Source organism: Paenibacillus sp. DRB1-1, assembly GCF_052119485.1.
Taxonomy (GTDB): Bacteria; Bacillota; Bacilli; order Paenibacillales; family Paenibacillaceae; genus Paenibacillus; species Paenibacillus polymyxa_B.
Window position 1 is genome coordinate 4,953,015 of sequence record NZ_JBODQH010000001.1, and the last position, 22,249, is coordinate 4,975,263.

Below are 22,249 nucleotides of genomic sequence, written 5' to 3' on the forward strand. Positions count from 1 at the left end.
AATAGGCCGGAGGGGTAAGTAAATGGGCTCCGGTGCTTTACGCCAATATGTTGAGGAGGGAACCGATTGTGAAGAAAAAAGTGGTGGCGTTCATCCTGGCTTGCCTGGTAGCCTTGACTGCCGTCCCTGTCGGCGGTTGGGCCGAAGAAAGCAGACCTGAAAACAAAACCAAAGAGGGATCAGCGGCTGAGCTGGCTCCCGAGGCTCTCTCGGCGATCCTGATGGACGCAGATACGGGCACAGTCATCTATGAAAAAAACAGTCGTGAAAAGCTTCCTCCAGCGAGCATCACCAAAATTATGACGATGTTGCTGACAATGGAGTCCATTCAAGATGGCAAGCTCAAGCTGACCGATAAAGTTCGGGCCAGCGAATATGCGTCTTCAATGGGAGGCTCGCAAATTTTCTTGGAGCCCGGAGAAGAAATGACGGTCGATGAGATGCTGAAGGGAATTGCAATGGCTTCCGGCAACGACGCCTCTGTGGCGATGGCTGAGAAAATTGCAGGATCTGAACAGGCTTTTGTCGAGATGATGAATGCGAAGGTGCAGCAGCTCGGGCTCAAGGATACGCATTTTGCCAATTGCAACGGTTTACCCGTAGAGAATCACTATTCTTCTGCGCATGATATTGCGGTTATGAGCCGGGAGTTGTTGAAATACCCGCAAATTACGAAATATACGGGAGCCTATCAGGACTATTTGCGCAAATCCTCAGTCAAACCCTTTTGGCTGGTGAATACGAATAAACTTGTCCGTTTCTATACTGGAGCAGACGGGCTGAAAACAGGCTATACGGCAGAAGCAAAGTTCTGTCTTTCCGCTACTGCGAAGCGTGATGGCTTGCGTGTCGTAGCTGTCGTGCTCGGGGAGCCCAATACGAAGATACGCAACAATGAAGTATCTTCCATGTTCGACTATGCATTTTCTCAATATACAATGAAATCCATATACAAGCCGGGTGAATTGCTGGGCAGCGTAAAAGTTGAAAAAGGCGTATTGCCAGAGCTGAAAATTCAGGCTGACCGTTCTTACAGTGTGCTGGTGAAAAAAGGTGGCAACAAACAAACGTTGCGTCATGAATTGCAACTGGCCCCAAGCCTCAAAGCTCCTGTCCGGGCTGGTGACCCAATCGGTAAGTTGGTCGTCTATCAGGATGGACAACGGCTTAAGGAATTTAATATCACTTCGCCTGTGGCTATCGAAAAGGCCGGATGGTGGAAATTGTTTAAACGTACCATGTCGAACCTATTTTCTTTGTAGATTTTACGGGGTTTTCTTCTAGTTTTGTCGGAGGGCAGGAATCGTCTGCGGCTACGTAGAAATCCTTGTCCAAGACCGGGAGGAGAGTGAGTAAGCATGAACCTGCAAATTGAAATGGAGCATCACCGGGGGGTACTGATTGTAAGGCTGTCTGGTGAGCTTGATCACCATACGTCGGACATGGTCCGTATGCAAATGGACGAGGCGATTCAGCGCCGGCAATGCGAGCATATTGTGCTCAGTCTGAAGAATCTTCAGTTTATGGATAGCTCCGGCCTTGGCGTTATCTTGGGACGGTACAAACTGATCAAGCAAAAGGGCGGAAAAATGGCAGTCTGTGATGTCAATCCGCCAGTACACCGACTGCTGGATATGTCAGGGCTGTTCAAAATCATGCCCATATATGACAACGAGGGAAATGCGCTCACGGAACTGGAGGTTGTGTCATGAGAGAAGGCACGGGAAACAATTTCATGAGCTTGCAGTTTGCTGCCAAATCGGAGAATGAAGCATTTGCTCGTGTGGCTGTCGCTGCCTTTATTTCCAGGCTTGATCCCACAATGGATGAGCTAAGCGATTTGAAAACCGTGGTGTCTGAAGCGGTGACAAACAGTATTATTCACGGTTATGACAGCGACCCGTCAGGTGTCGTAACGATCAAAGTCGGGATTGAAGCGGACGTGATCACGTTGGTTGTTGAGGACGCAGGCCGAGGAATTGAGGATCTAGAGCTGGCCAAGCAACCTCTATACACGTCCAAACCTGAATTGGAACGCTCCGGCATGGGTTTTACGATTATGGAAAATTTTATGGATGAGTTTGAAGCAGTCAGTGAGCCGGGCGGAGGCACGTCGGTCCGGATGAAGAAAAGGATTGAATCCAAGAAAGCTTTATATAATTAGGAGTTGATCCTATGGAAGCAGGAGGAAAAAAAACTTCGCACAGCTATTTGGAGGATGCGGAAGTCAAGCGGCTTATTGCACTGAGTCAATCCGGTGATAATGAGGCTCGTGAGACACTGGTCAATAGTAATATCCGGCTCGTCTGGTCTGTCGTGCAGCGCTTTATGAACCGGGGGTATGAACCTGACGATCTGTTTCAAATTGGTTGCATCGGCTTGTTAAAATCGGTGGATAAATTCGATCTCAGCTACGAAGTCAAATTTTCAACATATGCAGTACCGATGATTATCGGTGAGATTCAACGGTTTCTGCGTGATGATGGTACACTCAAGGTTAGCCGTTCCTTGAAGGAAACGGCCAATAAGGTCCGTAAAATGAAGGACGAGCTATCCAAACGGCTCAACCGCCTGCCTACAGTCAAGGAAGTTGCTGATGAGCTAGGAGTGACACCGGAGGATGTTGTTTTTGCGCAGGAGGCCAATAAGCCGCCTACTTCAATTCACGAAACGGTGTTCGAAAATGACGGTGATCCGATTACACTTATGGATCAGATTGCTGACGAATCACAGGAAAGATGGTTCGACAAGCTGGCACTCAATGAGGCCATTGGCGGACTATCTGAGCGTGAGCGGTTGATTGTGTACCTGCGCTACTACCGGGATCAGACTCAATCAGAGGTTGCAAGTCGGCTTGGTATTTCTCAGGTGCAGGTATCACGGCTGGAAAAAAAGATTTTACAACTGATCCGCGATCAGATTGCCCAATAATAACAGTCAGGATCTTAGTGAAATCCTTATGCTTACGTATTTATAAAGGGTATTCCAAAGCCATTTTAATGGCCAGGGGTACTCTTTTTTTCGTGGAATAAAAGACAATACACAGAATAGGTTTCCTTGCTTCGTTCCATACTAACCGATAATTACGAGGATAAGGAGGGGATCGGATGACTCAAAGTCCGGCTCCTACAGTAGCTCCTATTGTCTACTTGCGGCTCCGCAGCCGTGTCCGCATGATACAAGGGCAGGATTTACATTTGGGTGATGTAGCCCATCTGCTGACTAATCCTGAATGGGAAAAGGATTTGCTTGAGCTTGTTCTCAAGCGGCCGCAGCACCAGGACGGTAATCTGATACTAATAGACATGCTACAGATCATAGCAAAAATTAGAGATCATATTCCGGGGGTCGTAGTTGAATCTCTCGGGAAGCCGCATGTACTTGTTGAACTCGTGGAGAAACCACGTAAGCCGTCCAAAATACTGTTTGTTTTGGTATGGGTGCTTCTGTTTTTTGGCTCTGCGCTGACAATTATGAATTTTCATGCCGACGTTAGCATGATGGAGGTACAGGTTCGGATTGTAGAGATGATTACGGGACGTAAGGATGAGCATCCGTACCTGTTTCAAATTGCTTACTCGATTGGCATCGGCTTTGGCATGATCGTTTTTTTTAATCACTTGTTCAAGAAAAATTGGAACGAGGAGCCGACGCCGCTGGAGGTGGAGATGTATCTGTACCAGGAAAATGTGGATCAGTATGTTGTGGCAGAGGAATATGAAAAGATGGCCCGTCTGCAGACAAAGGATAAGAAACCATGATATTTGTACAGGCTGCACTTCAGATTATTTTAGGTATTGCTGGGGGCCTTGCGGTGGGTAGCGGTGTAATTGCTTTTTTTATTGTGCTGGATATCATGCCGCGATTAGCACAACTCACCCGTACGTATAAAAAATCACGTGCATACGAAAAGGCAATGATTGTAGGTTCAGTACTGGGAACTGTGGTCGATTTTTGGAACATTTGCTTGCCACTACCGGGCATATTTACATGGATACCTGGGTTATTTTGCGGAGTGTTTATTGGCTTGCTCGCCGCGGCTCTAACGGAGGTATTGAATCTCCTGCCCATACTCGCCAAGCGACTCCACATGACCGTGTATATGCTCGGTCTGTTAATGGCAATGGTGCTTGGGAAGGTGACGGGTTCCTTATTTGACTGGTTTGTATATAACCGTTAACAACGAAAGTGAAGGGGGCAAGGAATATGGATCACAGAGCGGATCAAGAGCATCAGGGGCAGCACCAAGAAGATGGATGTATTGGAAATGAAAACCATGCTGGCGGAGAAGAGTTGAGTCCATGGCAGGAAAAGCAGGCGCAGGAATCTGCACGTTTTAAACACAAAAAAGAGAGTGAGCGGTCTGATAACGTAGAGGAGTCCGTTCGCTACTGGCAGGCCGAAGATGATATATCGCCGAGGATGAAGGATAATAAGAATACACTTGAAACAGTATTAGGTTTGGGGGAGACCTTTGATGTAGTATTCAGGGAAATGACACTGGGTGGGCGTCATACCGGATATCTGTTCCTAAATTCCTTTGCGAAGGATCAGATCATGCTTGAAGTGCTAAAGCGGCTTACCTATCTGACGCCGGATGATCTCTCTTCGGATGGACTACAAGCGTATTTTGAAAATTTTATTCCACATATTCAGGTGGAGAAGACGGATAAGATGTCTGTGGTCATTAACAAGGTGCTGACGGGACTGAGTGCCTTTTTCATGGAAGGCGAGCGTTTTTCCCTTATTCTGGATACTCGTAATTACCCGGTGCGTAATCCGGAGGAACCTTCTTTGGAGCGGGTTGTGCGCGGTGCTCGCGACGGGTTTACTGAAACAATGCTTACAAATGTAGGTCTAGTGCGCCGGCGTTTGCGGGACCCAGGGCTTAAATTTGAGGCTATGCAGGTCGGACGTCGAACCCGAACAGACGTATGTTTGGGTTACATTGACGATATTGTGGATAAGGTGATGGTGGATACTGTACGAGACAAAATTAAAAATGTTAATTTGGATGGTATTCCGCTGGCCGACAAGCAATTAGAGGAGACGATTATCAATAAAGGTTGGAATCCATATCCATTAGTACGATATTCGGAGCGACCAGATGTCGTGGCATCGCATATCATGGAAGGAAGGCTCGTTATTTTCGTCGATACCTCACCCAGCGTGATGATTTTGCCTACCACTTTTTTTGACTTGTGTCAGCATGCAGAAGAGAATCGGCAAACCGCTTTTATGGGAAGTTATTTGCGCTGGGTACGTTTTATAGGTATATTCGCCTCGATGTTTTTGCTTCCGATGTGGCTGCTAATGGTCATCAATCCCGAATTAAAACCGGCGTTTCTTGATTTTATTGGTCCTCAAAAGGAAGCACATCTTCCGCTGATTGCCCAGTTTATCATTGTAGAACTAGGGGTTGATCTTATGCGAATGGCGGCTGTGCATACTCCGACACCACTGGCTTCCGCTATGGGCTTGATCGCAGCGATTCTGGTCGGTGATATAGCGGTTAAGACGGGACTTTTCGTGAATGAGGTCGTGCTGTATATGGCTGTCGCTGCCATAGGAATGTTCGCAACACCGAGCTATGAGCTGGGGTTGGCGAATAGACTGATTCGACTATTCCTGCTGGTTGCTGTTGCAATTTTTCACGTACCGGGCTTTGTCGTGGGTACGACACTGATCATTTTGATGCTGACGCTGCATCGGTCATATAATTCTTCGTATTTGTGGCCGTTCATTCCTTTTAATGCCAAAGCGTTAGCTTCCATCTTGTTCCGTATGCCTGTACTAGATGCGCCTAACCGCCCGTCATCTAACAAAACGAGGGACAATACGCGTATGCCCCATACGGATGCCGACACAGATTCGAACTCAGGCAATGGACAGGAGCATTAATATAAATGATCTGCATAAAAATCCATTGTTCTTGATGTTTTTTTTGCTATACTGGTGTAAACATTCGATGGAATATGACTAGCTTGTTCCAGAAAGAGAGGCGCCAGAACATGTATTTGCATGGAAGCAGTAAAATTAACAGCAATGGACATTTGGAGATCGGTGGTTGTGATACAACGCTTTTGAAAGAGCGTTTTGGCACGCCGCTATATATTGTTGACGAACAGTTAGTCCGCCGGCGCTGCCGGGAATTCATAGAAGCTTTTCGTGAAACCGGATTGAAGTTTCAGGTTGCTTATGCAAGCAAAGCGTTTTGTGTTATGGCGATGTGTGCTTTAGCTGCTGAAGAAGGGATGTCGCTTGACGTAGTTTCCAGTGGAGAATTGTTTACTGCGCTACAAGCAGGGTTCCCGGCAGAGCGAATCCATTTTCACGGCAATAACAAAACACCGGAAGAAATTGAAATGGCGTTAGATGCGCAAATTGGCTGCTTCGTCGTCGATAGCGAAATGGAGTTGCATTTGTTGCAGGCCCTTGCCTCCGAGAAAGAACAGCAGGTGAATATCTTACTGCGTGTTACACCAGGGGTTGAGGCGCATACGCATGAATATATGGCCACAGGTCAAGAAGATTCGAAATTTGGCTTTGACATTGGGAATGGTACAGCACGCCAAGCTGTGGAACAGGCTATCGAGCTGGACCATCTTAACCTGTTAGGGGTACATTCTCATATTGGTTCGCAAATTTTCGAAGTGAATGGCTTTCAAATGGCTGCTGAACGAGTTGCAGCTTTTTCCAGAGAAATTAAAGAACAGCTTCAGTTTTCTTTCAAAGTGATTAATCTGGGTGGGGGATTTGGCATTCGCTACACAGAGGAGGACACACCGCTGAAAGTATCCACCTATGTGCAGGCTATCGGCGAAGCGGTGAAAACCTATTTTTCAGGACTTTACAATGAACTTCCAGAAATTTGGATTGAGCCGGGACGCAGTATTGTAGGCGATTCAGGCACGACCTTATATACGGTAGGAAGCATCAAGAATATTCCGCAGGTACGTAAATATGTCTCGGTAGATGGCGGGATGACAGATAATCCACGCCCTGCACTGTATCAGGCCAAGTATGAAGCGATGCTGGCTAATCGAGCGCAGGATACGAACGAAGAGACGGTGTCCATTGCAGGCAAATGCTGCGAAAGTGGCGATATGCTTATTTGGGATGTAGAGCTGCCTCGTATAAATAGCGGCGACTTGCTCGCTGTTGCCTCAACCGGAGCCTACAATTACTCCATGGCGAGTAATTATAACCGAATACGTCGACCAGCAGTTGTATTTGTCAACAACGGTGAGGCCGAGTTGGTGGTGCGTCGGGAAACCTACGAGGATATCGTACGCAACGATGTGGTGCCACAGCGCTTGATTCGTGATCAAGCCAGTCCGGCGGTTCAGCCTAACGCCAAGATTACGGTTTCGTCCTGATTTTAGCATTGTAAGATCAAGCAGGCCATTGAGTCGGTAATAATATACCGGGGACAATGGCCCTTTTTTTTGGACAAGACTTTGCTAAGCGCGGCAATTCATAGTAAACTGGAACTTGATGTTATTTAGTTCTCAAAACAGGTTGAAAAGGAGATACAAACAATGAAAAAAGGTAGAATAGATCTTGAAAACGGCGGTATCGTCGAAATTGACTTTTTCCCAGAAGAAGCTCCAAACACCGTTGCTAACTTTGAAAAGCTGGCAAACAGCGGTTATTACAACGGTTTGAGCTTCCACCGTGTCATTCCGGGTTTTGTGGCTCAAGGTGGTTGTCCAATCGGTAACGGTACAGGCGGTCCTGGTTACACGATTGACTGTGAAACAGCTACGAATACAACAAAGCATGCCAAAGGCGTTCTGTCCATGGCTCATGCAGGTCGCAACACAGGTGGCAGCCAATTCTTTATCTGCTACGCTCCACAACCACATTTAGATGGAGTACATACTGTATTTGGTAAAGTGACCAAAGGTATGGAATTCATTGATGCTGTAAAACAAGGTGACAAAATGAAAGAGGTTAAAGTATTTGACGTGTAATTTTACCGTTAATTACATGATCTTTTTTAAATAGCGTTGCACCTAAGCCGTTCTGTCTTTGGACAGGGCGGCTTTTGTTGTCTTTTGTTTGACGGTTTATTGATTTTCGCAATCACGTAGGCATTACAGTGCGTAAGATCACATTCGAAAAGTAAGTGTTGTGATAGCCTTTTCATAAGAATGCATTTTCCATTTATTTTATATGAGTATTGAAACTCAGTAGGGATTGGAAAAGAAGGGGGCTTATCACATTGTCTATTTTAACGCGCACAAATCGACTCGGATTTTTTGAAATCCGGCTGGAATCCATTGGTGGACTCGGCGCTAATCTGGCTGGCAAAATGTTGGCCGAAACCGGGGTGCTTGGTCTGGGGCTGAATGCTTCAAATTTTTCGTCCTACGGTTCGGAAAAAAAGGGAACTCCGGTTAAAAGCTTCGTCCGCTTCTGTGAGCCGGAGGTCGATATTCGGGATCACAGTCCGATTGAGCAACCGCATGTGGTAGGCATTTTCCATGAAACGTTATACAAAACGGTAAATGTAATCAGCGGACTGCCAGCGGATGGGATTGTAGTGGTTAATTCCACGCGTCCAGCAGAAGAAATACGGGCTGATTTGGGCCTGGTATCCGGTACATTAGCGGTGGTGGATGCGATGGGCATCGCACTGGAAGAGCGAACCAAACTAAATACGTCCATGCTCGGTGCCTTGTTCCGTGTCTGTGATTTCCTGGACCCGGAAGCGATGAGATCGGTTATTCGCAGTACCTTTGAAAAGAAAAATCCACTGTTAGTGGAACCTAATCTGCGTACGTTTAACCGTGGTTATGATGAAATGGAACTGCACGTATATCCAGTTACTGATGACGCAGAGGATCGGGTTTTTGAACGTCCGCAACCATTGCTGGGATACGAAACCCAACTACTGGGGGGCGTTATTGCAACTCAGGGAAACAGCATGACGAGAGATGTTAGTGGTTCACGTCAGGGGTATGTGCCTGAATACGAAGCTGATAAATGTACCCATTGTGCCAAGTGTGATTCGATTTGCCCGGATTACTGTTTTGTATGGGAAGAGCAAGCAGACAAACGCGGAAGAATGATGCCATTTTTGCAAGGGATTGATTACCAGTATTGCAAAGGATGTCTGAAATGTGTAGATATTTGCCCGTCGGGGGCATTAAGCTCGCGTCGCGAACAATGGGGATGGGCGGAACAGAATAGAGTTGCCCACCAATTTCCGGCATATGAAGGAGGGCGTGCGTAATGGCAAAGCTGGAGGAAGAACTCAAACAGACAGGCGCCGCGCAAGTGACAACGTTCGAATCCGGTAATGAAATGGCAGCTACGGCGGCTGCGCAGATTAATTATCATATGATGGGATATTTCCCGATTACTCCATCTACCGAGGTAGCGCAGTATCTGGATCAGATGAGAACGAGAGGCCAGCATAATATTAAGCTGGTTGCAGCAGACGGAGAACACGGATCGGCAGGGATTTGTTATGGAGCTGCCGCATCGGGAGCGAGGGTTGTGAACGCCACCAGTTCGCAAGGTTTCCTGTACATGCTGGAGCAGTTACCTGTTCAGTCAGGTACCCGTTTTCCTATGGTTATGAATCTAGTGACACGAGCTGTTAGTGGTCCCCTGGATATTCGCGGGGATCATTCGGACCTGTACTATGGTTTGAATACAGGCTGGGTCATTTTGACGGCAAGTACACCACAGGCTGTGTATGATATGAACATCATGGCACTCAAAATCGCAGAGCATAGCGATGTTCGGCTGCCTGTAATGGTCGCATATGACGGATTTTATACGTCCCATCAAAAACGTAAAGTGCAATATTTTGCCGATGCTGAGACCGTGCGCGGTTTTGTAGGTCCTAACCCGAACTTAAATTATCCGAATATTACGGATTTTGATCATCCTGTTACCGTGGGTGCGCATATGAACGGTGATGACCTGACGAATAATCATGTTCAGCTATCCGAAGCACTGAAGCTGTCAGAAGGAGTATATGAGCAGGTAGCAGCAGAATATGCCGCTTTATCCGGTCGGGAATATCCGATTTTGGATCTGTATCATATGGAGGATGCTGAGGTTGCGGTCTTCCTGTTGAATTCTGCGGCTGAATCGGCCAAGGATGTGGCGGATCAACTCCGTGCGCGCGGGATTAAAGCTGGTGTGATACGTCCGAATATTATCCGACCGTTCCCAGCCGCACAACTGCGGGAAGCATTACGCGATGTCAAGGCGCTGCTGGTAGGTGAACGTGCAGATTCGTATGGAGCAGACGGCGGTAATTTAACGCATGAAATTAAAGCGGCCTTACAGGAGGACCCGCTGAACCGGACACTCGTGTTGAGCCGTATCTTTGGCTTGGGCGGCAAGGATTTTTATGCGGAAGATGCAGAGGCGTTCTTCCAGCTTGCGATTGAGGCGGCAGAGGCCGGACGAGCCGAGAAGCCCTTTGATTATTACGGAATTAATCCGGGTTCACCGGACAAGGTGATGCCGCAAGTTATGCAACCGCCACGTGGCAATGCATACCGTACGGGTCTGATTCAGGTTACGCCGGACGAGGCGACCGGGAAGCTCAAAGTCAAGGTACCACCCCTGCGGTCGTTGACGACCAAACCACGCCGTCTTACACCAGGTCACGGGGCTTGCCCAGGATGTGGGGCATTGTCTGCGCTGGAACTGTTTTTTAAAGGTATTGAAGGGGATATTGTCGTGCTGTTCCAGACTGGCTGCGTATATGTGACGACGACAGGGTATCCATATACATCACACAAACAACCGATGATCCACAATCTTTTTCAAAACGGGGCCGCTACACTTTCGGGAGCGCTGGAAGCTTATATGGAAATGAAGCGCCGCAATGAAATTGAGATGTCGGACGATCCGACCTTCATCATGATCAGTGGTGACGGTGGGATGGATATTGGTATGGGTTCTGCGATTGGTGCGGCTCTGCGTAATCATAAGCTGATCATGCTGGAATATGATAACGAAGGGTACATGAATACAGGTTCACAGCAATCGTACTCCACTCCGCTCGGTCACATGACCAGTACGTCGGGTGTAGGGAAAATGCAAAAAGGAAAGCAAGGGCATCACAAGGATACCGTACAAATCATGGCTGCTTGTAACATTCCGTATGCTTTTACGGCAGCTGAAAGTCATCCGCAGGATATGCTGCGCAAAGCAGCCAAGGCTCAATGGTATGCAAACAACGTGGGTACGGCCTATGGTAAGATCCTGTGCGCCTGCCCGCTGAATTGGAAATCTGAAGACAGACTGGGCACCAGCATTGTGGGCGCCGCAGTCGAGTCCTGTTTCTTTCCTTTGTACGAAATAGAGCAAGGCAGTACGACGATTACGTATAATCCGGAAGATAAGGGAAAACGGATTCCAGCTGCAGAATGGTTGAAATTAATGGGTAAAACGAAGCATCTTCTCAAGGAGGAGGCTACGCTGGCTACCTTTGAGCAGGAGATTGAGCGTCGCTGGACTACCCTGAAAAAGAAACATGAAATTTCAGAGCTATAATTCTGTTTTTTGCATAATCATCGATTAGCATTGTTAGCCGCTGTTACTGTAGTGGTTCGATCAAGATTCTTTGCGCTTATTGCGCAAAGAATCTTTTTTGTTGTTTATGGGTTGAAGCATAAAAAAACAGGTAATGATTTCCGATATAGGAGTGGAGGCCTATAAGAGGCACGTTAAAAAGTTTTCTTCTGAATTTAAGATGCAATGAGGTGCAGGTAATGATTAAGCTGAATACAGTTGAAATAATCGAAATTATAAAGAAGCAGATCCCTAAGGTTATGAACATCAAGCCCGTAGAACTAAAGTTTACGGACGATTTTGGACGGGCATCGCTAGCAACGACAGAACACAAATTCACGCTGACGAACCAGCACTATTCTGCGAAGGTGATGGATTGCGTGTTAGAAACACAGGTACGCCCCATTTTAATGTGCGAAATTATTTATTTTCTGAAATGCGAGTTTATTGACGGACATGTTGATGTACGACTGGATTATGAAGCATGTTCTGAGGAAGGGCGGGGACCTGTTGCTTCAGCCGTAATTACCTTTGATCATGCAACAGAGTTGGGAGTCGAGGAACTGGCTGATCTGATTGACTTGGCGCTTCATATGAATGATAAAACCTGGTTTGAAGAACTCTCCAGCCAATATGTCAAAACTAAAGCAGGCGCTTCTATTAGATAACTTGCTTTTTTTAGAAGTCGGTGCTAATATACGTAACAAGTTTAATGTTAATTCAATTAAATAAGAGCAAGATCCTTCGGGGCGGGGCGAAATTCCCCACCGGCGGTGATGACATGTTTGTGGATCGTTTTTGTGAGAAACAGCATGGCTTAGTCCGTGACCCGGATGCTGAATGATCGGCAGAAGGTGGACCTGGTGCAAATCCGGGACCGACAGTATAGTCTGGATGGGAGAAGGATACGAAGCGCATGTGCATGACGTGACATGTGCCGATTTTTAGCATACCCAATTGTGCGTACGGCTTATTTCGTTGTAGGATAACATCGGGCGATAGCTTTCTTAAGCTTTCTTTTTGATGGGTGTTCTGAGCGTATTTGGCTGTATCCTCAGTCATGCTTTCTATTGGCAAGACTATGATTTCATGTCGTCTTAAGATGCATATGAACTGCGCTTGTATACTACAAATGTGACTCTCATCACCCCCATGACGGATTGAATCCGAACTGGGGGTTTTTTGCGCTTATAGCTGATGAATTAGGGATAAACTGAAATGTAGTGGAAAGGAGTGAAGGCATGTTTACCGGATTAGTTGAGGAAGTGGGTCGCATTCAAACTATTTCCAAAAGCAGTGAAGCGATGGTGCTGGGGATTTCGGGTTCCGTGGTGTTGGGCGATTTGAAAATAGGAGACAGTGTCTCGGTGAATGGCGTTTGCTTGACCGCGATACGGATTGGTTCGAAAGACTTTAAGGTTGATGTGATGCCGGAAACCTTTCGCAGCACTAATCTGAAAGAGTTGAGATCCGGCAGCCGAGTCAATCTGGAGCGAGCAATGGCGGCGAGCGGAAGGTTCGGAGGACACATCGTGCAAGGACATGTGGACGGGACGGGAACGATTCGCGGGGTGACATCAGACCAGAATGCAGTTGTGTTCGAAATTGAGCCTAAAAATCAAACATTATTTAAATATATTCTTCTCAAAGGGTCAATCACAATTGATGGTATCAGCCTCACAGTCGCACAGCGTACGGGAGCTACCTTTGCCGTATCCATTATTCCCCACACCTTATCCGAAACGGCCTTACAAGCCAAACGTGAGGGGGATACCGTCAATATCGAATGTGATATTTTGGGCAAATATGTAGAACAGCTTTTAAATTACAAAGGTGCAGCGGAGGCGGAGAGAGTAGAAAAAGCTCCTCTCAGTTTGGACTATTTGGCGAAACACGGCTTTGCCTGATATTGAATGGTAAACCTGTTTAGGAGCATTCGTGGCACAAGACATAAGGAGGAAAGTGTTATGGATAGAGGTAGCCAAACAAGTGCAATGGCAAACGTCATAGAGCATGGCGAGTTGGAACATGACGAAGAGATTCGTTTGGATTCCATCGAAGAAGCGTTGGAGGACTTAAAAAACGGTAAAGTCGTTATTGTAGTGGATGATGAACAGCGCGAAAATGAAGGCGATTTTATCGCTTTGGCTGAAAAAGCGTCGCCTGAGGTCATTAATTTCATGATTACAGAAGGTCGCGGGTTGGTCTGTGTGCCAATCACACGACAAAGAGCCGAGACCTTGGAATTGCATCCTATGGTAGAGCAAAATACAGAATTCCACGGTACTGCCTTTACGGTATCGGTAGATCATATGGAGACAACAACGGGGATTTCAGCGGCCGAGCGCTCCTTGACTGTACGCGCCTTGGCAGACGAAGCAGTCACAGGAAGTGATTTCCGCAAGCCTGGTCACATGTTCCCACTGATTGCTCGCGATGGTGGTGTCTTGCAGCGTGCTGGTCACACTGAAGCGGCTGTTGATCTGGCCCGACTCAGTGGCTTCAAGCCTGCTGGGGTCATTTGCGAAATTATAAAGGAAGATGGCTCAATGGCCCGCCTGCCTGATCTGGCAGTGGTCGCCAAGCGACATCAATTGAAGCTGATCAGTATTCAGCATTTGGTGGACTACCGTCGTCGTTTGTCATTGTAAATACATCTCGGTTCCAAGTAAATCTGAAGTATTATCCAAAGTACCTAAATAATTAAACAAAGAGAGGTTGATTAAACATGGCACGTTTTCTAGAAGGTAATCTCGTATCGAATGGTTTAAAATATGGTATTGTGGTGGGCAGATTTAATGAGTTTATTACGAGCAAGCTGTTAAGCGGCGCAATTGATGCCCTTCAACGACATGGTGCGCAGGAAAATGAAATTGATGTAGCCTGGGTTCCGGGTGCATTTGAAATTTCATTGATTGCACAAAAAATGGCTGCAAGCGGCAAATATGATGCCGTAATTACGCTGGGTACGGTCATCCGTGGTTCTACTTCACATTATGATATCGTCTGCAATGAAGTGGCCAAGGGTGTGGCAGCAAGTAGCCTGAAAACGGGCGTGCCTGTTATTTTTGGGGTAGTGACGACAGAAAACATTGAACAGGCTATTGAACGAGCAGGTACGAAGGCTGGTAATAAAGGTTGGGATTCTGCATTGGCTGCGATTGAAATGGCCAATCTCGGCAAGCAATTTTAATTGTATGAATAACTGAATAGAACGGTATAAACTGCAAGGTGAAAAGGGATTGGATTGTTAAGCAAGGCGATGACGTATATACTACAGAAAGAGGGATTGATAACGTAGAGCATAAGTGCTATAGGGAAAGGTATTGTTGAATGATGATTGGAGTAAGGCAGGGGGAAGCACATTGACAGTCGTAAACTACAAGCTGGAAACATTCGAGGGTCCGCTGGATCTACTATTGCATCTGATTGATAAAGCCGAGATCGACATTCAGGATATCCCGATTAGCGATATTACTGATCAGTATATGGCTTTTTTGCACAGTATGCAGGAGCTGGAACTGGACATTACGAGCGAGTTTCTGGTGATGGCAGCGACGCTCTTATCTATTAAGAGTAAATTGTTGCTTCCCAAGCCACCTGTGATGGAATATGACGATTTGGATTTTTATGAGGAAGAGGATTATGATCCACGTGAGGAACTGGTCCGCAAGCTGGTGGAGTATCGTAAATATAAAGGGATTGCTCGCCATCTAAGTGAACGTGAATGGGAGCGGAGTCTAATTTATGGCAAGGAGCCAGAAGATCTAAGCGCATTCCTGCCCACTGAACCCGCAAATCCGGTGCATGGGCTGCATGCAAGCGATTTGGTCGCGGCCTTTCAGCGTGCTTTGCGCAAAGCAGAACGACGTACGACGGTAACCCGTGTTCATCGAGACGAAATTTCAGTCAAGGACCGTATCCGGCAAGTTATCGGGGCGTTAGAGATGCTGGGGAACGGAGGACGGCTGCTGTTCTCCAAGCTGATGCATGAGGATATGTATCGGCATGAGGTGGTTGTGACCTTTTTGGCTATCCTTGAACTGATGAAAATGAAACAAATTTTCTGTTATCAGGAGAAGCTTTTCGATGATATTGTAATGGAGTGGAGAGGGGATTTACGGGTTAATGGATTATCTGAAGCTGAAATCAATTATTGAGGGACTGCTGTTTCTCGCAGGAGAGGAAGGGTTGTCCACCAAGCAGATCGCCGACATTGTAGAGCAGCAGCAAGAGCTGGTTGAACAGTGCTTGGAAGATATGAAGCAGGACATGGAGCAGGGGGGAAGGGGCTTGCAACTTGTCCGTATTGCCGGTCATTATCAGCTTGCAACTTTATCCGAACATGCACCTTACTTTGAAAAGCTCGCATACTCTCCGGCACGTGCCTCACTGTCTCAAGCTGCTTTGGAGACGCTGGCCATTGTTGCCTACCGCCAGCCCATTACAAGAGTTGAAATCGAAGAGATTCGGGGTGTCAAATCCGAGCGGGCCATACATACACTGGTCAACAAGGAGCTCATTGAAGAGAAAGGTCGAGCTGAAGCCATCGGACGGCCAATATTGTACGGAACGACGAAATCATTTTTGGATTATTTCGGTCTGGGCTCTTTGGCAGATCTACCGCAACCGGAGTTGTTCGAGGATTCGGACAATTTGGAGGAAGAGACTCAATTATTGTTCGAGCGTCTGGAGAGCAGCCAGCCTGCGGCCAACGATTTGGATCTTGAATCCCAATAAAGTTGCTCCGGATCTTGCGGCTCACTTATGTAAAAGCTCAAACATACAGCCAGTCCTCATGTAGTTGGGGTCTGGCTGTTGGTATTTTTAGATGCATGATTTTCCGGCGAACGGTCATACTATTTTTGCCATGATATCTATAGCAAAAAGGTAGGGAGGGCTCGCCAGTGTGGAAATGGATCAGTATCGCCATCATCGTCTTTATATTACTTGTGCTGGCTATTCTGCTCTCTCGTATTCGATTGAAGCTGGATATTGCCAAACATGACAATGATGATCGGGCGCATCTAGAGATCAGATTTCTATACGGGATGATTAAAATGAATTACGATATTCCGGCCATTCTCATAACAGGTTTAAAAAAAGGGCTTCTCTATCGGCTTGACCGCAATAAAAATATACATAAAACGGATGCTTCCGTGGATAGCGGTAATATTGATGCAGAAAAAATAAAGCAATTTATACATGATATACGAGTTTTGCTCAAAGGAACGAATGCCTTACATCGATGGTTGCGGCATACATTGGCGCATGTGACGATGTCCAAAATGGAATGGTCTACCAATATTAGCCTTGCTGACGCGGCTTACACAGCTACCTCAACCGGAATTCTTTGGGGTTTGAAAACGACCTTGATCGGTTTTGCTACCAGTTTTGTACGTGTGGACTGTATCCCGAAGCTGTTTGTCGTGCCCTATTGGGTGGATCGCTTGCGTTTTACTACCACCTTGACCTGTGAAGCAAATATGTCGCTCGGTTATTTAATTTTCTCCATGCTCACGTTAGCTTATCGCATATGGCGCGTTCCGGGTGGACCGGAGGCGTGGAAACGGGTTTTTTCCAAAAAAACCGAGGATCCTCAAGCTACCAGTGAAAGTTAAACAGTGGAGTGAGGTGAGACTCAATCCTTTCTGAACTATCGAATGACATACATATTTCCTTGAACCCCTGCGCACAATAGCGAAAGAAAAGGCAGTCTACGCTTGAGATAAGCAGAGGAGGAATAAATCATGTCAGATCACCCGATTCAAGGGCTCATGCAAACCGCAATGGAAAACATCAAAGCCATGGTAGATGTGAATACGATTGTAGGAGACGCAGTGGAAACACCCGATGGTTCCGTTATTTTGCCAATCAGTAAGGTAGGATTTGGTTTTGCTGCCGGAGGAAGTGATTTTAACGTAGACGAAGAGGCACTTCATACTTCCTCGGCGTCGGGTAATCATAGCGGGAAGGAAGGGCATCCTTTTGGAGGGGGTAGCGGTGGTGGTGTATCTATTCATCCCATTGCTTTTCTGGTTGTTGGCAAACAGGGGGCACAAATCGTTCCATTGGACAATCAAACGCATCTGATTGAGAAGCTCATTGACTCCACGCCATACCTGATTGATAAGGTTCAGTCTATCTTCCAGAACGCAGGCGGCAACTTGCAGACTCCCCCCCCACAGGTACCTGTAGATGTTGCTACGGATCACAGTCATTCTGGCCCGGCTTACTTGTAAAAGTTATTGAAATTAAAAGCGTTCTCTCAGGAAGGTATCCCAAAGCCGAGTATAGGCTAAGGAATACCTTCTTTTCTGCTTGTACTTGGCCCTATCCCCGAATATACTGCCTTCCCCCAATGACAGCATGTATATGGTGACTGTATTCCTGTTGATACAAAGTATGCAGCGAGATTTCATTTTTTCGATTTCCTTCGGCAGCAAACTGCGATAGGTAGATGAAGTCCGGATAGATTACTTCATTCGTCAAATAAGCAGATACCGTGGCATCCGGTCGACGATGTTGATTCAGGGAATCGATAATACCCTTCGCCGGCAAGATGCCAATCCCATGTCCATAAAACAAGTCTTCCTTCAGCTTAACGACATTTTCTCCTTTCCATTCCAATGTTTCAGATGACACATCCGGATTGTTGAAATACAAAATATCGCCAGGAGCCGCTTTATGACTTCCTTGCTCCTGTATGAGTCTGAGGTCGCTGTCATAGTGCCAGTCATACAGCAGCATATCTGCAAAAACCCGATTAAACTCACTTTCCAGAATGGAATCCAGCACTCCTTTGTACAGCACAATAACCATAGCTGTTGCACATTCAAAAGCGTATTGATGTCCGTTTAAAAAGATATCTCTGATCCCCTGTGCCGGTGTGACACCTGCTTTGATCTGAAAGCCACCTTTTTCCGTTAAATCCCAAAATTGCTGGTTGCAACGTGCGGTAGAAAATGTGGCAAAGGATACACCACTACGGTGTAATGCTTCTGCGGACTCTACAATCCGCGATCTTAAAATCATTTCAAACTGTAGTCGCTGCATGTTATAACCCCTCGATCCATATTTAACGTTTAGTAACTAATATATATGTGTTCAGGGGAGCATGTTGCTTAGTTTGTGTAGAAAGAAAGCGAAAAGGGAGCAGCTAATGGCTGTCCTGTAAAGGAATTTTCTGTTATAAAGGTGGACATACTTTGAACAGCTTGGACATAGAATGGTACAAGACTTGCTCAAAACCGGAGGAATCCAAATGTTTAAAAAAAAGCAACACATCCACGCGGACCACAGCCATTTCTTGAATAAGGCACGCGCATTTGTTTTGCCGCTGGTACTTCTGCTTATTTTGTCATTGCCGCTTACGTTGCTAAGTCCGCAGCCCGTTCGGGGAGCGATAAAAACAGAAGCAGCGCCGCCCGCATTAGGAACCCATGCACAGGCTGCTTCTTTAATTGATGTCACATCAGGAAGAATCATTTATTCTACCGAGGGTGACCGGGAGCTACGTATTGCCAGCCTGACCAAAATTATGACAGCGATCGTGGCCATTGAACATGGACGCTTGCAGGACCGGGTAAAGGTGAGTCCAACGGCGTATGCCAAAGAAGGGTCCTCGCTTTTTCTGCAAATGGGTGAACAAATGTCGCTGGAAAATATGCTGTACGGCTTAATGCTCCGTTCTGGTAATGATGCCGCTTCTGCCATTGCTGAGCATGTGGGGGGGACAGAAGAGGGATTTGTCCATTTGATGAATGACAAGGCGGTTCAGCTTGGGCTAAGCCATACACATTTTGCTAATCCGCACGGGCTGGATACCGAGGGACATTATTCCTCAGCCAATGATATGGCCCGGCTTACTGCTTATGCGCTGCATAATCCAACTTTTGCCCGTATCGTAAAAACAGAACTGAAAAAAGCACCGAATCCCAACGATTCTTGGGACTACTCATGGCACAACAAAAACAAAATGCTGCGGCTATATGAGGGAGCTGACGGGGTAAAAACAGGCTTTACCAAAAAAGCATTTCGCTGTCTGGTCAGTTCGGCCACACGGGACGGTCGCCAGCTCGCTGCTGTTACCTTGAATGACGGGGACGATTGGAACGATCATGCCCGTATGCTTGATTACGGATTTCGATATTATCCGCTCATTCCGATTACGGACAAGCAGCAACCTATCGATGGTTACCCACTATTAACAGGTACAAGCTTTGCATATCCTTTACATGATAGTGAGAAGACCCAGTTGCACAAAAGACTAGTGTTGTATAAAAATTCCGCCTCTGCAGACAGAGCGGACGTATCTTTTGGCTTACGAGGACGGGTCGAATTCCTATTGGATGGTAAACTTATTGGTTCCGTTCCTGTGTATGAAAAAGGGAGTAAGCTGCCTGCTCAAAGTACCGTACGGCCACAGCAGGAGGCTCCAACTGCACAAGATCCTGCGAACAATACTCAACAACGAGGTTGGACGAGCAGATGGAACGAAATTCTTAAAAATCTGTTTGGAGCCTAGGGCAAGCAGGAAATAGAGCTGTACGTGTCACATCATTGGGAAAAGGGGGAATCAGTCATGATTCATCTCATATGGGTGGCTTTGATTTGTATTGGATTTGTATTTGCTGCCGCGCAGGGAAATATTGAGGTGGTGACGAAAGCGGCTTTTGACGGGGCAACTACGGGGGTTACAGTGTGCTTTGGACTGATAAGTGTGCTGGTGTTTTGGATGGGCATGATGAGGCTGGCTGAAGATGGCGGACTCTTACAGAAAATATCCAAGCTGCTTTCTCCTTTGGTTGCCTTTCTCTTCCCTGATGTTCCGCGTAATCATCCCGCTATGGGTTACATTTTGTCCAATATGAGCGCCAATCTGCTGGGTTTGGGGAATGCAGCTACACCGATGGGAATCAAGGCGATGCAAGAGTTGCAGACGCTCAATCCAGATAAGCAAACCGCCACACCAGCCATGTGTACGCTGCTCGCCCTGAATACAGCCAGTATTACGCTTATTCCTACGACGTTGATCGCGATACGGCTTAATTTTCATTCCGCACATCCGGCAGAAATCGTCGGTACAACACTGGTAGCGACCGCAATAGCCACCTTTGCCGCAATTGCGGCGGACCGTTGGTACCGTAGTCGAGAATTGCGCCGCCGTCCTCCAGCGATTCCGCCGTCCCAGACATCCTTGGCGCCACTCACCCCACCAGGACCAACATCTGCCTCTTCAACAACGTCGTCCGTATCTTCACCTGCCGTTCCGCGAACGGGAATCACGGCTGCCAAGGGCAGGGACACTACTTGGAAAGGATGAGGGAGGCATGCTTTATTTTATTAACCTCGTATCAACTTGGGCTATCCCGGTTATTCTCGCTTTTATTCCTTTATATGCATATGCCAAAAAGGTGCCTGTCTACGATTCTTTTGTGGATGGAGCTAAAGACGGATTTTCTACCGCCATCAGCATTATTCCTCATCTTGTAGGCATGATGGTGGCGATTAGCATATTTCGAGCATCCGGCGCTTTGGACTATTTGATCTCCTGGGTAACGCCATGGATTAAGGACTGGGGCGTACCCGGTGAGGTATTGCCTTTAGGCTTGCTTCGTCCATTGACGGGCACGGGTTCACTTGCGTTCACGACGGATCTAATTCGCACCTATGGCCCGGATTCCATGATCGGTCGGATCGCTTCAACGATTCAGGGCAGCACAGACACGACGCTTTATGTGCTAACTGTATATTTTGGTGCGGTAGGTATCCGCAATGGACGGTATGCTTTGAAGGTAGGACTATTTTCAGATGTGGTTGGTTTTGTGGCAGCCATTGCGATTTGCCTGCTTATATTTTAATTTCTGTATCGTTTTTTGAACGGGGGTTGTGATTTTGCTCATGGATGGGTATCATTAGCATGAGGTGAATTAGCGAACATGGAAAGATTGCAGAAAATATTGGCCCAAGCTGGTGTAGCTTCCAGACGTAAATGTGAGGAGCTTATTCAGGCGGGTAGCGTGGAAGTGAACGGGGTTATCGTAACTGAACTGGGAACGAAGGCAGACCCTGATCAAGATATGATTACGGTAAAGGGACGCCCAATCAAAACCGAGAAAAAAATCTATCTGATGATGAACAAACCTAAAGGAGTTATTACGAGTGCTTCCGATCCGGAAGGCCGTAAAATCGTGTCAGACTATCTGAAAGGCGTTAAGGAACGCGTATATCCGGTAGGACGTCTCGATTACGACACCGAAGGACTGCTGTTGCTTACCAATGATGGCGAGTTCGCCAATCTGCTCACCCATCCCAAGCATCATGTGCCCAAGACATATGTGGCAACAGTCAAAGGCGTTCCGCATGGTACTGAGCTGGACAAGCTGAAAAAAGGAATCGTGCTGGAGGATGGCATTACTGCACCAGCCGAGGTAGAATATAAAGATGTAGATCCGAATGGTAAGGAGTCTGTGATCCAGATTACCATTTATGAAGGCAGAAATCGCCAAGTTAGACGGATGTTTGAGGCCATTTCACATCCAGTCATCAGACTCAAGCGGATTGCCTTCGGAGATCTTCTGCTACAAAACTTGAAGCGCGGTCTGACCAGACCCCTAACTAAGGATGAAATCAACCGTCTCATTCAACTTGCCCAATCAGACAACACGAAAAAGAAACGGACAGGACGGGGGTCATAACC

Annotated in this window: 24 protein-coding genes and 1 riboswitch; of the genes, 23 read left to right on the forward strand and 1 reads right to left on the reverse strand. The window is 46.8% G+C overall.

Annotated features, from left to right (window positions below; all coding sequences use genetic code 11):
• Positions 1-68 precede the first annotated feature (68 nt).
• The 19 genes from ACQW03_RS22080 to ytfJ all read left to right on the forward strand — a co-directional run bounded on the left by ACQW03_RS22080 (position 69) and on the right by ytfJ (position 17,789).
• Entirely contained in the window at positions 69-1,262 is a 1,194-nt protein-coding gene (locus tag ACQW03_RS22080; protein ID WP_441951744.1) for a D-alanyl-D-alanine carboxypeptidase family protein, read from the forward strand.
• A 96-nt stretch (positions 1,263-1,358) separates the two neighbouring features.
• Positions 1,359-1,712 carry an anti-sigma F factor antagonist gene (gene spoIIAA, locus ACQW03_RS22085; protein WP_013310782.1) on the forward strand — a complete coding sequence of 118 codons (354 nt, stop codon included), beginning with the start codon at positions 1,359-1,361 and terminating at the stop codon, positions 1,710-1,712.
• Positions 1,709-2,164: an anti-sigma F factor gene (spoIIAB, locus tag ACQW03_RS22090; RefSeq protein WP_013310781.1), complete on the forward strand. Its 456-nt coding sequence runs from the start codon at positions 1,709-1,711 to the stop codon at positions 2,162-2,164. The genes spoIIAA and spoIIAB overlap by 4 nt, the downstream gene beginning before the upstream one ends.
• An 11-nt stretch (positions 2,165-2,175) precedes the next feature.
• Positions 2,176-2,931: an RNA polymerase sporulation sigma factor SigF gene (sigF, locus tag ACQW03_RS22095; protein WP_023989213.1), complete on the forward strand. Its 756-nt coding sequence runs from the start codon at positions 2,176-2,178 to the stop codon at positions 2,929-2,931.
• Between the two features lie 176 nt (positions 2,932-3,107).
• Entirely contained in the window at positions 3,108-3,761 is a 654-nt protein-coding gene (locus ACQW03_RS22100) for a stage V sporulation protein AA (protein ID WP_441951747.1), read from the forward strand.
• Positions 3,758-4,180 carry a stage V sporulation protein AB gene (locus ACQW03_RS22105; RefSeq protein WP_023989211.1) on the forward strand — a complete coding sequence of 141 codons (423 nt, stop codon included), beginning with the start codon at positions 3,758-3,760 and terminating at the stop codon, positions 4,178-4,180. The genes ACQW03_RS22100 and ACQW03_RS22105 overlap by 4 nt, the downstream gene beginning before the upstream one ends.
• Before the next feature lie 26 nt (positions 4,181-4,206).
• On the forward strand, positions 4,207-5,901 hold the full coding sequence (locus ACQW03_RS22110) for a spore germination protein (protein WP_441951749.1): 1,695 nt from the start codon (positions 4,207-4,209) through the stop codon (positions 5,899-5,901).
• 110 nt (positions 5,902-6,011) lie between these two features.
• A complete protein-coding gene (gene lysA, locus ACQW03_RS22115; RefSeq protein ID WP_441951751.1) occupies positions 6,012-7,379 on the forward strand; it encodes a diaminopimelate decarboxylase in 1,368 nt (455 codons plus the stop codon).
• A 162-nt stretch (positions 7,380-7,541) separates the two neighbouring features.
• Positions 7,542-7,976, forward strand: coding sequence for a peptidylprolyl isomerase (locus ACQW03_RS22120; protein ID WP_013310775.1), 435 nt, complete (start codon positions 7,542-7,544; stop codon positions 7,974-7,976).
• A gap of 251 nt (positions 7,977-8,227) precedes the next feature.
• Positions 8,228-9,241, forward strand: coding sequence for a 2-oxoacid:acceptor oxidoreductase family protein (locus tag ACQW03_RS22125; RefSeq protein WP_023989209.1), 1,014 nt, complete (start codon positions 8,228-8,230; stop codon positions 9,239-9,241).
• Positions 9,241-11,529, forward strand: coding sequence for a thiamine pyrophosphate-dependent enzyme (locus ACQW03_RS22130; protein ID WP_441951754.1), 2,289 nt, complete (start codon positions 9,241-9,243; stop codon positions 11,527-11,529). The genes ACQW03_RS22125 and ACQW03_RS22130 overlap by 1 nt, the downstream gene beginning before the upstream one ends.
• Before the next feature lie 218 nt (positions 11,530-11,747).
• Positions 11,748-12,215: an IDEAL domain-containing protein gene (locus ACQW03_RS22135; RefSeq protein WP_104496853.1), complete on the forward strand. Its 468-nt coding sequence runs from the start codon at positions 11,748-11,750 to the stop codon at positions 12,213-12,215.
• A gap of 68 nt (positions 12,216-12,283) precedes the next feature.
• A riboswitch (FMN riboswitch) is annotated at positions 12,284-12,457 on the forward strand.
• Positions 12,458-12,788: 331 nt separating this feature from the next.
• Positions 12,789-13,454 carry a riboflavin synthase gene (gene ribE, locus ACQW03_RS22140; protein ID WP_220029796.1) on the forward strand — a complete coding sequence of 222 codons (666 nt, stop codon included), beginning with the start codon at positions 12,789-12,791 and terminating at the stop codon, positions 13,452-13,454.
• Positions 13,455-13,514: 60 nt separating this feature from the next.
• Positions 13,515-14,198: a 3,4-dihydroxy-2-butanone-4-phosphate synthase gene (gene ribB / locus ACQW03_RS22145; RefSeq protein WP_441951757.1), complete on the forward strand. Its 684-nt coding sequence runs from the start codon at positions 13,515-13,517 to the stop codon at positions 14,196-14,198.
• 77 nt (positions 14,199-14,275) lie between these two features.
• Positions 14,276-14,740 (forward strand): 6,7-dimethyl-8-ribityllumazine synthase, encoded by a 465-nt coding sequence (gene ribH, locus ACQW03_RS22150; RefSeq protein ID WP_071641437.1) that lies wholly within the window; start codon positions 14,276-14,278, stop codon positions 14,738-14,740.
• Between the two features lie 172 nt (positions 14,741-14,912).
• A complete protein-coding gene (locus tag ACQW03_RS22155) occupies positions 14,913-15,707 on the forward strand; it encodes a segregation and condensation protein A (RefSeq protein ID WP_034095057.1) in 795 nt (264 codons plus the stop codon).
• A complete protein-coding gene (scpB, locus tag ACQW03_RS22160) occupies positions 15,676-16,287 on the forward strand; it encodes an SMC-Scp complex subunit ScpB (RefSeq protein ID WP_013310766.1) in 612 nt (203 codons plus the stop codon). The genes ACQW03_RS22155 and scpB overlap by 32 nt, the downstream gene beginning before the upstream one ends.
• Before the next feature lie 167 nt (positions 16,288-16,454).
• On the forward strand, positions 16,455-17,168 hold the full coding sequence (locus ACQW03_RS22165) for a DUF2953 domain-containing protein (protein WP_071641435.1): 714 nt from the start codon (positions 16,455-16,457) through the stop codon (positions 17,166-17,168).
• 129 nt (positions 17,169-17,297) lie between these two features.
• Complete coding sequence (gene ytfJ, locus ACQW03_RS22170) at positions 17,298-17,789, forward strand: GerW family sporulation protein (protein WP_071641433.1); 492 nt, start codon at positions 17,298-17,300, stop codon at positions 17,787-17,789.
• 91 nt (positions 17,790-17,880) lie between these two features.
• Here the strand turns inward: ytfJ and ACQW03_RS22175 are convergent, their stop codons facing one another.
• A complete protein-coding gene (locus ACQW03_RS22175; protein ID WP_220029795.1) occupies positions 17,881-18,603 on the reverse strand; it encodes a protein-glutamine gamma-glutamyltransferase in 723 nt (240 codons plus the stop codon).
• Between the two features lie 208 nt (positions 18,604-18,811).
• Here ACQW03_RS22175 and ACQW03_RS22180 point away from each other — a divergent pair, with 208 nt between their 5' ends.
• The 4 genes from ACQW03_RS22180 to ACQW03_RS22195 all read left to right on the forward strand — a co-directional run bounded on the left by ACQW03_RS22180 (position 18,812) and on the right by ACQW03_RS22195 (position 22,247).
• On the forward strand, positions 18,812-20,074 hold the full coding sequence (locus ACQW03_RS22180) for a D-alanyl-D-alanine carboxypeptidase family protein (RefSeq protein WP_220029794.1): 1,263 nt from the start codon (positions 18,812-18,814) through the stop codon (positions 20,072-20,074).
• Positions 20,075-20,131: 57 nt separating this feature from the next.
• Positions 20,132-20,872 carry a nucleoside recognition domain-containing protein gene (locus ACQW03_RS22185; protein ID WP_220029793.1) on the forward strand — a complete coding sequence of 247 codons (741 nt, stop codon included), beginning with the start codon at positions 20,132-20,134 and terminating at the stop codon, positions 20,870-20,872.
• A 7-nt stretch (positions 20,873-20,879) separates the two neighbouring features.
• Positions 20,880-21,410: a spore maturation protein gene (locus tag ACQW03_RS22190; protein WP_076293023.1), complete on the forward strand. Its 531-nt coding sequence runs from the start codon at positions 20,880-20,882 to the stop codon at positions 21,408-21,410.
• Positions 21,411-21,488: 78 nt separating this feature from the next.
• Positions 21,489-22,247, forward strand: a complete 759-nt coding sequence (locus tag ACQW03_RS22195; protein ID WP_071641426.1) for a pseudouridine synthase — start codon at positions 21,489-21,491, stop codon at positions 22,245-22,247.
• Positions 22,248-22,249: the final 2 nt, after the last annotated feature.